The sequence below is a fragment of the Streptomyces sp. NPDC056948 genome (genome assembly GCF_042674225.1).
GTDB lineage: Bacteria > Actinomycetota > Actinomycetes > Streptomycetales > Streptomycetaceae > Streptomyces > Streptomyces purpurascens.
The window spans coordinates 1-13,769 of sequence record NZ_JBHUQX010000256.1; the positions used below are offsets into that span (position 1 = coordinate 1).

The following is a 13,769-nucleotide window of genomic DNA, read 5'->3' on the forward strand; positions in this document are numbered from 1 at the left end:
GAGCCGTCCTGTCCGCCGACGAAGGTCTTCGCGTCGTCCTTCCCGCGTCCTGTCTGCTGGAGTGCTTTGAATCCGCCGTACGCGGCGGCGTCCGTGACGCCGAGGACGAGGTTGAGGTCGGGGTGCTTGGCGAGGATCGCCTTCGTCTTCGACAGGCCCGTGTCCGGGTCGATGGCCTGTTCCCGCGCCACGACGTCGACGCCCGGCGCCAGCTTGGTGAAGGCGTCGATCATGCCCTTGGTGCGTTCGCGGCCGAGTTCGATGGTGCTGTCCGTGAGGAAGGCGATCTTGCCCTTGCCGCCGAGGTGCTCCTCGGCCCACCGCGCCGCGGCCTCGCCGAGCAGGGTGCCGCCCTCGCGGAAGCTGAACCGGATGTCGGCGCTCTGGTGCCGCAGGGAGCCGCCGTAGGTCACCCAGATCAGTCCCGCGTCCAGGGCCGCCTTGGCGATGGGCTCGGCGGCCTCGAAGACCATCGGGAAGGACACGATCGCGGGGACCTTGCGGGCGACCCAGGTGTTGAGGTTGCTCGCCTGGGTGTCGGCACTGGCGTTGTCGCTGGTCGTGAGCAGCGAGATGCCGTGCCGCTTCGCCCGGGCGGTGGAGAGCTTCACCAGCGTGGAGTAGAGCGGGAGCTGGGTGAAGGGGTAGTCGAGGCCGATCTTCGTCAGGGGGGTGCCGCCGGACGAGGGTTTGGCCGAGGCGGCCGTGTTCTCGGGGGCCGAGCATCCGGCCGCCGCCAGGGCGGTGGCGGCGGAGAGGGCGAGGAAGTGTCTGCGCGAGGCGGCGTACGACGGTGGGGTCATGGCAGGGGCTCTCCGAAGGGCAGGCCCGGCTGGAGCGGGCGTCCGGCTGTGCCGAACAGGAAAGACCCGCCGGGCCCGCCGCACCATCCGTACAAATACCGACTGCCGACGGCGACCGGCGGAACACCGGGCCCTCGCTCGAGTCGGTGCACACCTTGTCGGGCACGGACCGGAGCCCTATCGTTAGGCCCCAAACGATATCGTCGCCCGAGCCGCCCGGAGGCTCGCCATGCCCAGCCACCACCAGATCGCGGCAGCCGCCCGCATCGGCATGCTCACCCGTGAGCGCGACACCGCGTCGGCCTCCGCGCAGGCGCTGCGCGAACTCGCCCGCGCCCTGCCGCTGGACGCCGCGACCCTGCTCACGATCGACCCGCTGACCGGCTCCCACATCCAGGTCGCGAGCATCGGCTACACCGCCGCGGCCTCGCAGGCCCTGGCCGGTGAGTTCGTCGGGACGCCCTGGTACCGCAACGTCGTACGGCGGGAGCTGCCGCCGTCCATCTCGCAGGACGCGGAGGACCCCGAGGACGCCGGACCGCGCTTCCGGCACGGCTGGTTCTACGCCGAGCGCGTCCGCCCGGCCGGCTTCCGGGACGGCGTCACGGGAGCGTTGCGCCACCGGGGCCGCCTGGTGGGTCTGGTCCATCTCTCCACCGAGAGCGCGGACGCCTACGACACCGACGCCCGGCTGCTGCTCGCCTCCGTGATCCCCGCCCTGGCCTCGCTCGCCGACCCGCTGGCGCACGCCGATGACCTGCACGGTCTGGCCGAGGAGGACGCGGCGTGCCTGGTCACCGGCGACGGCGGGGTGATCGACCTGCCGGGCCGGGACCGGCCCCTGGTGCTGCGGGACGAAGGGCCCTTCCGTGCGCTGCTCGACGCCTTCACGGGCACGGGCGGGCGGCGATTGCGGCTGCTGTGGCCGGCCGGGGGCGGCTGGCAGCGGGTCGCCCTGCACCGGCACCCGCCGGGCCCCGGCCTCGCGTCGGAGGCGGTACTGGTGCACGAGACGCCCACGGAGCTGCCGTACGGGCTGAGCCCGCGGGAGCTGGAGGTACTCACCCGGGCGGCCACGGGGCAGACCAACCAGGCCATCGCGCAGGCGCTGTTCCTGTCCCCGCGGACCGTGCACAGCCATGTCGAGCATCTGCTGCGCAAGACCGGCTGCGCCTCCCGCGCCGAGGCCACCGCGCTCGCGGTCCGGGACGGGCTGCTGCGGCCGGACCCGGATCACCTCGCGCGTTTCGTCGAGCGGTGATCCGGGTCCTGATACTCAGGCAGTAAGCGCCTCGACACGCCGCATGACCTCGCGGCAGAACGCCCCGACCCCGTCGGGGTCGTCGATGAACTGGTTCGGCTTCACGCAGAACGTGGTGAAGCCCTGCTCGAGTTGCTCCGGGAGCACGGCGAGCGCCGCGCCGAGGTCCGCCGGTGAGCGGTCGTCGGGGAAGACGGCCCGGGTGCCGCCGATCATCTCCAGACCGGCAAGGTCCCGCCCGGCGGCGGTCATCGACTCCTTGAGTGTCTGGAGGTCCTCGGTCGTGGGCCGGCCGAGCGGATGGAAGCCGTGGCCGTACCGCACCAGGCGGCGCAGGACGGGTCCGTGCAGGCGCTGTCCGCCGAACCAGAGCCGGGGGCCGTCCGGGCGGTGGGCCTTGGGCTCGAACCAGACGTCCTGGAAGGGGTAGTGCGGCCCCTCGTGGGACAGCGGGGACGGACCCCAGGCCTTCGCCCAGACCTCCAGATGCTCGTCGAGGAGCCGTCCCCGCCGGGCGAAGGGCACGCCGAGGGCGTCGTACTCGTCCTTGCTCCAGCTCACCGTGGGCTGCACGACGAGCCGCCCTTCGCTGAGGAGGTCGAGGGTGCCGAGCTCGCGGGCGAGCAGCAGCGGGTGGCGCAGCGGGGCGAGAACGGCCGCGGCGGCGAGGCGCAGCCGGGAGGTGACGGAGGCGATGGCGGCGAGCAGCAGCAGGGAGTTGGGCCAGGGGGTGTGCGGGTCCTGGTTGCCCGGGAGGGCGTAATCACGGGGGTTGCCCATGATGCCGGCGGCTGCCGCGTCGGGGCCGAGGACGATGTGCTCGCTGACCATGACGGCGTCGAAGCCGGCGTCCTCGGCCTCGCGGGCCCAGCGGACGGCGGCGGGCAGATCGGCCCGGCCCCCGGTCAGGGTCCAGTTCTCGCTGAGGACGAGGAGCATGCGGGGAGGCGTGGGCATGTCGGGTTTCCCTTTCGACTTCGTACAATTTGAGTCCGAACGACTGGGGCGACAACGAGCCGCCCCGGTGTGACGGCCGCCCCTGTGTGACGCGTCGTCGCGACCAGAGAAAGGAGCCGCCCGTGCCGGGCCACCGATCCATCACCGAGGCCGAGAAGCTCGCAGCGGCGAAGCTCGGCGGTTTTCCGATCCGCCGGGAGCAGATGGCGGCGGTGGCGAACATCTACCGGGCGGCGTCCGCCGTGCGGCAGCACCTGGAGAACTCGGTGCTGCGCGGTTCCGACCTGACCTGGACGGCCTTCGTGGTGCTGTGGGTGGTCTGGGTGTGGGGCGAGTCGGAGACCCGGCACGTGGCGGAGGAGGCGGGGATCTCCAAGGGCACGCTGACGGGCGTGGTGCGCACGCTGGAGTCGCGGGGGCTGTTGCGGCGGGCCGACCATCCGAGCGACGGGCGGCTGGTGCTGCTGAGCCTCACGGAGGAGGGCGACGCGTTCATGCGGCGGGTCTTTCCCGCGTTCAACGAGGAGGAGGCCTTCGTGACGGCCCGGCTCAGCGACGCGGAGTGCCGCAGCCTCGCCGAAGGGCTGCGCAGCGTCGTGCTCCAGGTGGAGGAGCAGGGCGAGGAGCGGCGGCAGTCGCTGCTGGGCGGCGCCGAGCCCGCGCCTCGGCGCAGTGGCCGGCGGCCCCGGGCCTGACTCCCGCGGCGGTCTCACCGGGCGGCGGCCCGTACGAGCGCGTCGAACAGGCCCTGCTGGGCGGGGTCTTCGTGGGCGGTGTCCTCCGGGTGCCACTGGACGGCCGTGAACCAGCCGTGGGCGGCCGGGAGTTCGACGGCCTCGATCGTGCCGTCGGCCGCCCGGGCCGTGACGCGCAGGCCGGTGCCCAGGCGGTCGGCGCGCTGGTGGTGGTAGCAGGACACGTCGGTCTTCTCGGCGCCGGTGGCCCGGGCGACGACCGAGTCCGGTTCCAGGGTGACGGGGTGCACCAGATGCCGGTGCTCGCGCTCCGGACCGCCCATGTCCTGCTCCAGGGTGCCGCCGAGGGCCACGTTGACGACCTGGAGGCCGCGGCAGATCGCGAGCAGGGGCAGGCCCGACTCCAGGGTGTGGCGGGCGACGTCGAGGTCGAAGGTGTCCTGGAGGGTGTCGACGTCGTAGACGGTGTCGTGCGTGTCGGCGGCGCCGTAGCGGGCGGGTGCGAGGTCGCCGCCGCCGGGCAGCAGGACGCCGTCGAAGCGGGCGAGCCGGGCGGCGGTGCCGGTGTCCGCCGGATGGATGCCCACCGGTTCGCCGCCGGCCCGCCAGACCGCCTCGATCAGGGCACGGGCATTGACCTCGGCGGCGTACCGGAGGGCGGAGGTCCGCGCGGAGAACCGGGCGGGGACGGCGATCAGCGGCCTCACAACTGGATCCAGGTGGTCTTGAGCTCGGTGTACTTCTCCAGCGCGTGGACGGACTTGTCGCGGCCGTTGCCCGACTGCTTCATGCCGCCGAAGGGCACGGTCAGGTCGCCCTCCTCGTAGCAGTTGACCCAGACCGTGCCGGCCCTCAGCCGGCGGGAGACCTGGTGGGCGGTGGACAGGTCGGAGGTCCACAGGCCGGCGGCGAGGCCGTACTCGGTGGCGTTGGCCAGGCGGACCGCCTCGTCGAGGTCGTCGAAGGCGAGCACGGACAGGACGGGGCCGAAGATCTCCTCCCGGGCCAGTCGCGAGCCGGGGTCGACCTGGTCGAAGACGGTCGGCTCCAGGTACGTCCCGCCCGTCTCGGCGAGGACCCGTTCGCCGCCCGTGCGCAGACGGGCGCCCTCGTCGACGCCGCGCCGGACGTGGTCGTGTACGCGGTCCAGGTGTGCCCGGCCGACCAGCGCGCCCATCTCCGTCTCCGGGTCGAGGGGGTCGCCGACGCGCAGCTCCCGGGCCCGCCGGACCACGGCCTCGGTGACCCGGTCGGCTATCGAGGCGTGCACGAGCAGCCGCGAAGGCGCCGTGCACATCTCGCCCTGGTTGAAGAAGATGCCCCAGGCGGCCGTGGCGGCGGCCTTGTCGAGGTCGGGGGCGTCGGGCAGGACGATGTTGGGCGACTTGCCGCCGAGTTCCAGCCAGACCCGCTTGAGGTTGGAGTCGGCGGCGTAGCGCAGGAAGTGGCGTCCGACGGCGGTGGAGCCGGTGAAGGCCAGGACGTCGACGTCGGGGTGGAGGCCCAGGGCCCGGCCGGCTGTGGGTCCGTCGCCGTTGACGACGTTGAGCACGCCCGGCGTCAGTCCGGCCTCGGTCGCGAGGCGGCCCAGGAGCAGGGCGGAGAGCGGGGAGTGCTCCGAGGGTTTCAGGACGACCGTGCAGCCGGCCGCCAGTGCGGGGGCGATCTTCCAGCCGGCCAGGGTCAGCGGGAAGTTCCAGGGGACGACCGCCCCGACCACGCCGGCGGGTTCCCGGGTGACCAGGGCGAGCGCGTCCGGGGCGGTGTGCGGGGACTCGTCGGTGAGCTTGTCCGCGAGCTGGCCGTACCAGCGGAAGGTGTTGATGACGGCGCGCAGTTCGATGCCGTGGGCGTCCGTGATCGGTTTGCCCATCTCCAGGCTGACGGTCAACGCCATTTCCTCGCGCCGCTCGTCGAGCAGGTCGGCGAGGCGGAGCAGGGCCCGGCCGCGCTCGGCGGGTGCCAGGCGCGGCCACGGTCCGGTGTCGAAGGCCCGCCGGGCGGCGGCGACGGCCGCGGCCACCTCGGCGCCGCCCGCGTCGGCGACCTCGGCGAGGATCCGGCCGTCCCGCGGGGACACGACCGGGAACGTCGCCCCGCTCCCCGGTTCGTCGGCGCCGTCGAGGTGATGGGCGCCGGAGAGCTGGAACGCCTTGGCGCGGCGCAGCCACTCGCCGTGCGTGACGGCCGGCATGGAACCTCCTTGGGGTTTTCCCTGACCAGGTCAGGTGGGGGGCGAAGACCGGGTCAGGTGTGGGCGAACGGTTTGCGCACGCGCGCGGCCACCACGCCCAGTGCCATGACCACCGGGACGGACAGCGTGAGCCACAGAGCCGTGGTGCGTTCGCCGCCGATGAGGGTGGTGAAGTTGGCGAGGATGAGCCAGATCGCCCCGGCTATGCCGAGCGCGCCCAAGAGGGGTGCGATCAGGGTGTTCCAGGGGCGGGCGTCGAGGCGTTCGCGGCGGAAGAAGACGACGACGGACACCGACGTCAGCAGGTACAGCAGCATCATCGCCAGGACGGCGACCCCGCTGAACCAGGAGAACAGCGTCAGCACCGGGTCCTTGCCCGCCAGCGCGAAGGGGAGCACGAGGAGGACGGCGAGGACGGTCTGGACGCACCCGGCCGCCCAGGGGGCGTGGCGGCGGTTGAGCCCGCACAGCCGGCGCGGCAGCAGCCCGTCGCGGCCGAGCGAGAACAGGTAGCGGTTGGCCGAGTTGTGGAAGGTGAGGATGCCCGCGAAGAGGGAGGTGGCGAGCAGGACCGGCAGCACGTCGTTGACCCAGCCGCCGAACTCGGCCGCGATGGGCGCGAAGACGAACCCGGCCCCGTCGCCGCCCTCCAGGGCCTTGCCCGCGGCTCCGGTGGCCCGGGAGGCGCCGTAGGAGGAGACGATCATCCAGGAGGTCAGGGCGAAGAAGCCGGTGACCACGGCGACCGCGAGGTACGTGGCCCGCGGCACGGTCTTCCTCGGCTCACGGGCCTCCTCGCCGTAGATCGCGGTGGCCTCGAAGCCGAACATGGACGCCACGGCGAACATCACGGCCACGCCCGGCGCTCCGTCCAGGGCGGCGGACGGGGAGAAGCTGTCGGCGACGCCGAGCCCCTCGGGGCCACCGCCCTTCACGAGGGTGACCAGGGCGAAGACCGCAAGGATGCTGAACTCCGCGAGGACGAAGACGGCCAGCACCTTGGCGCCCATCTCGACACCGGCCGCGCCGAGCGCCTGGACGACGGCCATGGTGGCGAGTGTCCAGAGCCACCACGGCAGGTCGAGGCCGGTGTGGTGTGCGACCAGGCCGCTCACGATGGAGCCGTAGAGCCCGTACATGGCGGCCTGGATGGTGCAGTACGCGAAGAGCGCGAGGCCCGCGCTGCCGGTGCCGGTGGTCCGGCCCAGGCCCTTGCCGATGTAGGTGTAGAAGGCGCCCGCGTCCACCACATGGCGGCCCATGGCGACGAAGCCCACCGAGAACAGCAGGATCACCAGGCCCGCCACCAGATAGGCGGCGGGCACGCCGGGCCCGTTGCCGAGCGCCACGGCGATGGGGGCCGCGCCGGCGATGCCGGTGAGCGGGGCCTGGGCGGACAGGACGAAGAAGAGGATGCCCAGGACGCCGAGGGCGTCGGGCTTGAGCGTGCCTGCGGTGGGCGCGTCCGGTTTCGCCGATTGCGGGGAGACCGTCTGACTGTCCACTCGGATCACCTGCCAGAGGGAGGAAGGATCGTTTCAGGCCAAACGAGTTGCCTCATCGTGGGGCGGAACTATCCGTTTGGCAAGGGGTGAGGGACGAGGAATTCCGGAGCGCGCCGGAGCGGTCGTGCCGCTCAGGACGACGGGCTCAGGCCTCGTCGCCCCGCCGCTCGGCGAGCAGCCGCAGCACCGAGCGCAACTCGTCGAGGGCCTCCTCGATGACCTCGCGCTCGCCGAAGACCAACTGGTGCAGGACGAGTCCCTCCAGCGTGGCGAAGACCATCCGGGACAGGCCCTCGTCGACCGGTCCGGGCAGCATCTGGGTGAGTTCGCGCCGGGTCGCGTCGAAGTACTCGTCGTACAGCGACCGCAGGTGGGCCAGGAGCTCGGGGCGGCGCCGGGACTCCAGCAGCAGTTCGTACTGGAACGCCTGGAGGTCCGGCCCCGACTCCACCATGTCCGTCAGGCCCACCGAGAAGTCGGCGGCCTTGCCCGTGCCCGGTTCGAGGGCGCTGCTGCTCAGGGAGGAGCGGATGGCGTGGGCGACGGCCTCCTCGATCAGGGCGTCGCGGGAGCCGAAGTGATGCACGACCAGGCCGTGGGTGACACCGGCCTCCTCCGCGACCGCCCGGTAGGTGAGCTTGCGCAGCCCGCCCCGGGCGACGACGCGCACGGCGGCCTCCAGCAGGGCCTCGCGGCCCGTGCCGTAGTGCACGCGCTTGCGGGGGCGGCGGCCGGCGGGCTCGGTCATGTCCGCGACCCTACCCGGGCCGCCCCGATCGGCGACGTGGCGGCCGGTTCCCACGTCAGCGACTCCGCAGCCGGTCCCCACGTCAGCGACGCGGCGGCCGGATGCCACGGAACTCCCAGTCGCCGCCGAGCGCGGTCGACAGCACCTCCTCCGACTCGGTGGGCTGGGCGCCCACGTCCGTGCGGACGGCGGTCGGCCCGGTCACGATGTGGTTGGTGAGCCGTCCCAGCCCTTCGACCTCCACCTCCACGACGTCCCCCGGCTGGACGGGACGCGAGTTGGCGGGTGTGCCGGACAGGAGGACGTCCCCGGGGTGGAGGGTGATGGTGCGGGCGATGTCGGCGACGAGGTAGTGCATGTCCCACGTCATCTCGTCGGTGGAACCGTCCTGCACGACCTGTCCGTTGACGTAGGTCCGCAGCCGCTTGCCGTGGAAGTCCCAGTCGGTGACGAGGCCGGGGCCGAGCGGGCAGAGGGTGTCGGAGCCCTTGACGCGGAGCATGGAGCCGGCGTCGGTGTCGCGGAAGTCGTGCAGCCCGTAGTCGTTGGCGACGGTGTAGCCGGCGATGTACTCCCCCGCCTCGGCCGGTGCGATGTTCCGCGCGGTCCGCCCGATGACGATGGCGACCTCGCCCTCGTAGTTGAGCCACTTGCAGCCCTCGGGGCGGACGACCGCGCCCTGGTGGGCGTTGAGGGCGGAGGTCGGCTTGTGGAAGTAGGTCGGAGTGCCGGGCAGGCCGATCCCGAACTCGTCGACCCGGCTGCGGTGGTTGAGATGGACGGCGATGACCTTGGAGGGCACGACCGGCGGCAGGTGCCGGGCGTCCTCGGCCTTGACGCGGCGGCCGTCCCCGGCGACGAGTTCGTCACCGTCGACGGTGACCTGGACGGCGGCGCCGTCGAGGAGGATACGGCGGTACTCAGGCATGGGCGGACTCCTGCGCGGGGGTGTGGTCTGCGGTCCAGCCGTCGGCCGGGCGGTCGAACCAGAGATGGACCTGGCCGGTGCCGACGGAGTTCTCGTACGCGCCGTACTGACGGGCCGGGGCGACGCAGGCCTGCTCGCCGAGGGCGCCGGCCATCATCAGGTAGTGGGAGAACTTCGCCTCGGGCTTGTACCGCCAGAACTCGTCCATGGTGTCGAGGACCTTGTCGTGGCGGCCCTCCTTGAACCAGGCGATGCGCTCCTCATCGGCCTCGCGGGCTTCGGGCGTACGAATATGGATGGGGTCACTGGCCTCGTGGTCGCGCAGTTCGCGCAGCGGCCAGAAGGTGTGCGACAGGGCGCCTGAGGCGATGACCAGGACCCGTCGCCCGGGGGTGGCGGCAATCCCGTCGGCCAGCGCCCGACCGAGCCGCAGATGGTCCTCCATGTCGCCGGTCTGGCAGACGCCGATGGTGATCCACCGCTTGTCGGGCAGGCCCTCCCCCAGGTACTTCCAGAGGTTGAGGGTGGCGTAGTAGATCGGCAGGTACGCGTCGTCGATCGGGGTGATCCAGGTGCCGTGCTTGTCGGCGAACCTGGCCACGTTGTGGGCGAGTTCGGGGTCGCCGGGGAAGTCGTACGGCATCCTGCACATGCCGCGCGGCAGTTCCTCGGAGGTGAACAGGCCCGCGCGGCGCTCCTGCGCGGTGACGACGAACTCGACGGTGGTCGCCCAGTGGGAGTCGAGCACGACCACGGTGTCGTAGTCGTCGCGTTCGAAGACGTCCCCGCGGAGCTCCCGGAGCCCGGTCACGAGGGTGATCTCCTTGCCCTCGTTGAGCTCCCGGCGATCCGCCTCGGGCAGCACGATGGTGGGGACGTGGGCGAGCAGCCCGGCCCCGACGATCTCACCCATGGTCCTGGTTCCATCCCTTCGGGGCGGTGACGGTGTTCTTCAGGTCGCAGTAGAAGTCGAAGCTCCAGGTGCCGCCCTCACGGCCGACGCCGGACTGCCGGGAGCCGCCGAAGGGCGCCTGGAGGTCGCGTACGAAGAAGCAGTTGACCCAGACCGTGCCCGCGACGAGCCGGGCGGTGACCCGCTCGGCACGGTCGCGGTCGCCGGTGGCGACGGTGGCGGCCAGCCCGAAGCGGGTGTCGTTGGCGAGCCGGACGGCCTCGTCCTCACCGGCGAAGGTCTGGAGGGTCAGGACCGGCCCGAAGACCTCCTCCTGCACGATCTCGGAGTCCTGGGCGACATCGGTGAGCAGGGTCGGCGCGTAGTACTGGCCGTCCTTACGGTGCCCTCCGATGACGACCCGTGCTCCGGCCGCGACCGCCCGCCGCACGAAGCCGTCGATCTTCTCGAGCTGACGGGGGTGGATGTTGGGCCCGATGTCGGTGGCCTCGTCCCGCGGGTCGCCCTGCCTGAGCCCGGCCGCCTTCTCGGCGAACCGGCGGGTGAACTCCTCGGCGACCGACTCCTCGACCAGCAGCCGGGTGCCCGCCAGGCAGACCTGCCCGGCGTTGTCGTACTGCTCGACGGCGAGGTCGACGGCCAGCTCCAGATCGGCGTCGGCGAACACCAACAGCGGTGACTTGCCGCCGAGTTCGAGGCTCAACGGGGTGAGATGCGCGGCGGCCGACTCCGCGATCCGCCGGGCGGTCGGCACCGACCCCGTGAAGCTGATCCGGCGCACGTCCGGATGCGAGGTCAGGGCGTCCCCGATCTCCGAGCCGTACCCCTGCACGACATTGAGCACCCCGGCCGGCAGTCCCGCCTCGGCGGCGATGTCGGCCAGCAGGGAGGCGGTCAGCGGGGACCACTCCGCCGGCTTGAGGACGACGGTGTTGCCGGCGGCGAGGGCCGGGGCGACCTTCCAGGTGGCCAGCATCAGGGGTGCGTTCCACGGGGTGATCAGCACGCAGGGGCCCGCCGGGTCCCAGCTCACGTGGTTGGTGTGTCCCCGGGTGTCGAAGTCCTCGTGGCCGAGCGACAGCAACCAGTCGGCGAAGAACCGGAAGTTGTGAGCGACGCGGGGCATCACCCCCCTGCGGTGCGACCGCAGCAGGGCGCCGTTGTCGGCCGTCTCGACGACCGCCAGCTCTTCGATCCGCTTCTCGACCCCGTCGGCGATGGCGTGGAGGATGCGGGCGCGTTCGCCGCGAGGGGTCGCCGCCCAGACGGGAAAGGCGTCCCGGGCGGCGGCGACAGCGGCTTCGGCCTCGGCGGGCCCGCCCCGGGCGATCTCGCCGAGCGCACTGCCGTCGATCGGCGAGTGATCGGTGAAGGTGCCGCTGGAGGCGACGCGTCGGCCACCGATCCAGTGCCGGGTATCGACGGAGACACCCGCGACGATGATGTTGTCAGGCATGAGAAGAGTTCCCTTCAGAAGAGGGGTGTTGCACGTCCTCAGGGGCGCGGGGAACTGCGCGAACAACCACGACGCGCCCGCACCCACCCACAAACCTCACTCGGCACACGCTCCGGACGTACCGACCTCAAGCAACCGCCCCCCATCCCAGACCACCCCCACCTGCCGGAAATACGCAGCGATCGGCTCCCGCACCTCCAGCCGCGCCAACTCCTCCGTAGGCGCCTCGAACAACTCCAACTCCGCATCACCGACCCACGGCTGCCCACCCTCGAACGAAGCCGCACCGGACTCGACCAGCTCGTCAAGAGCCAGCCCCTTGCCCGTCTCGATGGACGGCAGCCACCGGTGATGAGCCATGGGATGCGCATTGACGAACCCGCCACTCTCGGACGGCTCGCGCAGCGTCACCACCGCCTGGGCAATACGCCGGTCCGCCGCGGCCAACGTCGCCCCGAACCGCGCCCCCGCCTCGATCCGCGGCGCGGGCCCGTACGGATGCGGCCGCGTCTGATGGATGGACCCGAGCTTCTTCGGATACCCCTGGTGCAAGCCCCGCGCGATCGCGAAGTCCTTGTCCACCCAGATGTGGACACACCGCGAATAGGTCCGCCCGCGGAACCCGCACCGCACCACCGCGAACGCCTCCTTGTACTGCGCCCGCACAGGATCGAGCAGTTCCTCCCCCGCCCCCGAACACGACTGCCAGTCCGCCCAGATCAGGGCAACGGCCCCCGGATCCTCGTCGGCCAGCTCCAATGGCTCGGGCAGCAGTTCGCGCACCCGAGAGGGGTCCGTCCGATACTCGACGGTGAGCAGATCACCGGAGTAGCGCCACGGCGGGGCGGGGATCAGCGACGAGGCACCGCTCGCCGTCTTGGGATGGAAGTAACCACGGACAACGCTCACTTGAGGGCTCCTTGCACAGTGCGGGTGGGCTGCCGGAGCAGCTCGGCGCGGTAACGGGCGGCGCCCCTCGCGGCGGCCGGTCCGCCGAGCGCGACGACACCGGTCAGCAGTCCGTCGTTGTGGTAGCCGACCAGGACGTCCCCCGACGGATCGCCGTCGAGGACGCGGACGTCGCCGAGCCCGAGAGCGGGCGCGCCGAAGGACTGGAGCCGGAAGTCGTGCTGGTCGCTCCAGAAGGTGGGCAGCGGCGCGAAGGGCGTCAGACCGGCCGCGCCACCGACCAGCACCTTCGCGGCATGCTTGGCCGAGTCGGCCGGGACGGACCAGTGCTCGACCCGGCGCGGCACTCCGTCGTAGCGGGCGTTGGGGAAGCGGGCGACATCGCCGACGGCGACGACTTCGGGCCGGCCGCCGACGCGCAAGTGTTCATCGGTGAGCACCCCGTCGTCCAGGTCGAGCCCGTTGCCGTCCAGCCACTCGGTATTGGCGACCGAGCCGACGGACTCCACCACCACATCGGCGGGGAGCACGGAGCCGTCGCCCAGGACGACACCGGTGACACGGTCCCGCCCCTCGAACCCGGCGACACCCGCACCGAGCACGAAACGAACCCCCCGCTCCTCGTGCCGCCGCAGCAACACACGCGCGAGCAGCTCACCGAGCGGTCCGACCATCGGCAGGGGCAGCGGGTCGACCACCGTCACCTCACCCGCGCCCAGCCCGACAGCCGTCGCGGCGACCTCGCAGCCGATGAACCCCGCGCCGACCACGACCACCCGCACCCCGGGCCGGGTGAGTTCGCCCCGCAGGACCTGGGCGTCGTCGATCGTGCGGACGGTATGACGACCGGCGGCCGGCCCGGGGCAGCGCAGCCGCCGGGGCCGCATACCGGTGGCGACGACCAGACCGTCGTAGGAGAGCACCGAGCCGTCGCCGAGCTCGACGGTCCGCTCGGCGAGCCGGGCCGCGACCGCCTTCGTGCCCAGCCGCCACTCCACGTCCGCCACGGACGCCTTCGGGGTGAAGGCCAGCGAAGTGAAGGCCGCCTTGCCCGCGAGGACCTCCTTGGACAGCGGGGGCCGGTTGTACGGCGGGTGCGGCTCGTCGCCGAGCACCGTGATGCCGCCGGTCCAGCCGGCGGCGCGCAGTTGCTCGGCCGCCCGCAGGCCGCCCAGGGAGGCGCCGGCCACGACGATGCGCCCGCTCATGTCAGTCCTCGATCCGGATGGCCTGGAGCGGGCAGACGTCCGCGGCCTCCTCGACCTCGTCGCGCAGGGCGTCGTCGGGGTCGGGGACGTAGGCCAGGCGGCCGGCGTCGTCCATGTGGAAGACGTCGGGGGCCGCGAAGACGCACTGGCCGTGGTCCTGGCACTTGTTCATGTCGACGACGACCTTCATGG

The 13,769-nt window shown here is 72.2% G+C and carries 14 protein-coding genes; 2 read left to right on the plus strand and 12 right to left on the minus strand.

Annotated elements, in window-relative coordinates:
- Nucleotides 1–803 (minus strand): sugar ABC transporter substrate-binding protein (locus ACFTZL_RS28470; RefSeq protein ID WP_382588296.1); only part of this gene is annotated, 803 nt, incomplete at its 3' end.
- Nucleotides 804–1,032: 229 nt separating this feature from the next.
- On the opposite strand from ACFTZL_RS28470, the gene ACFTZL_RS28475 reads away from it, so the two are divergent.
- A complete protein-coding gene (locus ACFTZL_RS28475; protein ID WP_382588298.1) occupies nt 1,033–2,064 on the plus strand; it encodes a response regulator transcription factor in 1,032 nt (343 codons plus the stop codon).
- Nucleotides 2,065–2,079: 15 nt separating this feature from the next.
- Here ACFTZL_RS28475 and ACFTZL_RS28480 read toward each other — a convergent pair whose 3' ends face one another.
- On the minus strand, nt 2,080–3,021 hold the full coding sequence (locus ACFTZL_RS28480; protein ID WP_382588300.1) for a TIGR03619 family F420-dependent LLM class oxidoreductase: 942 nt from the start codon (nt 3,019–3,021) through the stop codon (nt 2,080–2,082).
- Between the two features lie 122 nt (nt 3,022–3,143).
- On the opposite strand from ACFTZL_RS28480, the gene ACFTZL_RS28485 reads away from it, so the two are divergent.
- Complete coding sequence (locus tag ACFTZL_RS28485) at nt 3,144–3,716, plus strand: MarR family winged helix-turn-helix transcriptional regulator (protein WP_382588302.1); 573 nt, start codon at nt 3,144–3,146, stop codon at nt 3,714–3,716.
- A gap of 14 nt (nt 3,717–3,730) precedes the next feature.
- Here the strand turns inward: ACFTZL_RS28485 and ACFTZL_RS28490 are convergent, their stop codons facing one another.
- The 10 genes from ACFTZL_RS28490 to ACFTZL_RS28535 all read right to left on the minus strand — a co-directional run bounded on the left by ACFTZL_RS28490 (nt 3,731) and on the right by ACFTZL_RS28535 (nt 13,767).
- A complete protein-coding gene (locus ACFTZL_RS28490) occupies nt 3,731–4,423 on the minus strand; it encodes a gamma-glutamyl-gamma-aminobutyrate hydrolase family protein (RefSeq protein ID WP_382588304.1) in 693 nt (230 codons plus the stop codon).
- Entirely contained in the window at nt 4,420–5,910 is a 1,491-nt protein-coding gene (locus ACFTZL_RS28495; RefSeq protein ID WP_382588306.1) for an aldehyde dehydrogenase, read from the minus strand. Before ACFTZL_RS28495 ends, ACFTZL_RS28490 begins: the two co-directional genes overlap by 4 nt.
- 53 nt (nt 5,911–5,963) lie before the next feature.
- Nucleotides 5,964–7,415: an APC family permease gene (locus ACFTZL_RS28500; protein ID WP_382588308.1), complete on the minus strand. Its 1,452-nt coding sequence runs from the start codon at nt 7,413–7,415 to the stop codon at nt 5,964–5,966.
- Nucleotides 7,416–7,560: 145 nt separating this feature from the next.
- Nucleotides 7,561–8,163, minus strand: a complete 603-nt coding sequence (locus ACFTZL_RS28505) for a TetR/AcrR family transcriptional regulator (protein WP_382588310.1) — start codon at nt 8,161–8,163, stop codon at nt 7,561–7,563.
- Nucleotides 8,164–8,245: 82 nt separating this feature from the next.
- Nucleotides 8,246–9,091: a fumarylacetoacetate hydrolase family protein gene (locus ACFTZL_RS28510; RefSeq protein WP_382588312.1), complete on the minus strand. Its 846-nt coding sequence runs from the start codon at nt 9,089–9,091 to the stop codon at nt 8,246–8,248.
- Nucleotides 9,084–10,004, minus strand: coding sequence for a 3,4-dihydroxyphenylacetate 2,3-dioxygenase (locus ACFTZL_RS28515; protein ID WP_382588314.1), 921 nt, complete (start codon nt 10,002–10,004; stop codon nt 9,084–9,086). The genes ACFTZL_RS28510 and ACFTZL_RS28515 overlap by 8 nt, the downstream gene beginning before the upstream one ends.
- Nucleotides 9,997–11,460, minus strand: coding sequence for an aldehyde dehydrogenase (locus ACFTZL_RS28520; protein ID WP_382588316.1), 1,464 nt, complete (start codon nt 11,458–11,460; stop codon nt 9,997–9,999). The genes ACFTZL_RS28515 and ACFTZL_RS28520 overlap by 8 nt, the downstream gene beginning before the upstream one ends.
- Nucleotides 11,461–11,556: 96 nt before the next feature.
- Nucleotides 11,557–12,369: an acetoacetate decarboxylase family protein gene (locus ACFTZL_RS28525; protein WP_382588318.1), complete on the minus strand. Its 813-nt coding sequence runs from the start codon at nt 12,367–12,369 to the stop codon at nt 11,557–11,559.
- Complete coding sequence (locus ACFTZL_RS28530) at nt 12,366–13,577, minus strand: NAD(P)/FAD-dependent oxidoreductase (protein ID WP_382588320.1); 1,212 nt, start codon at nt 13,575–13,577, stop codon at nt 12,366–12,368. Before ACFTZL_RS28530 ends, ACFTZL_RS28525 begins: the two co-directional genes overlap by 4 nt.
- Nucleotide 13,578: 1 nt before the next feature.
- Entirely contained in the window at nt 13,579–13,767 is a 189-nt protein-coding gene (locus ACFTZL_RS28535) for a ferredoxin (protein WP_189722078.1), read from the minus strand.
- Nucleotides 13,768–13,769: the final 2 nt, after the last annotated feature.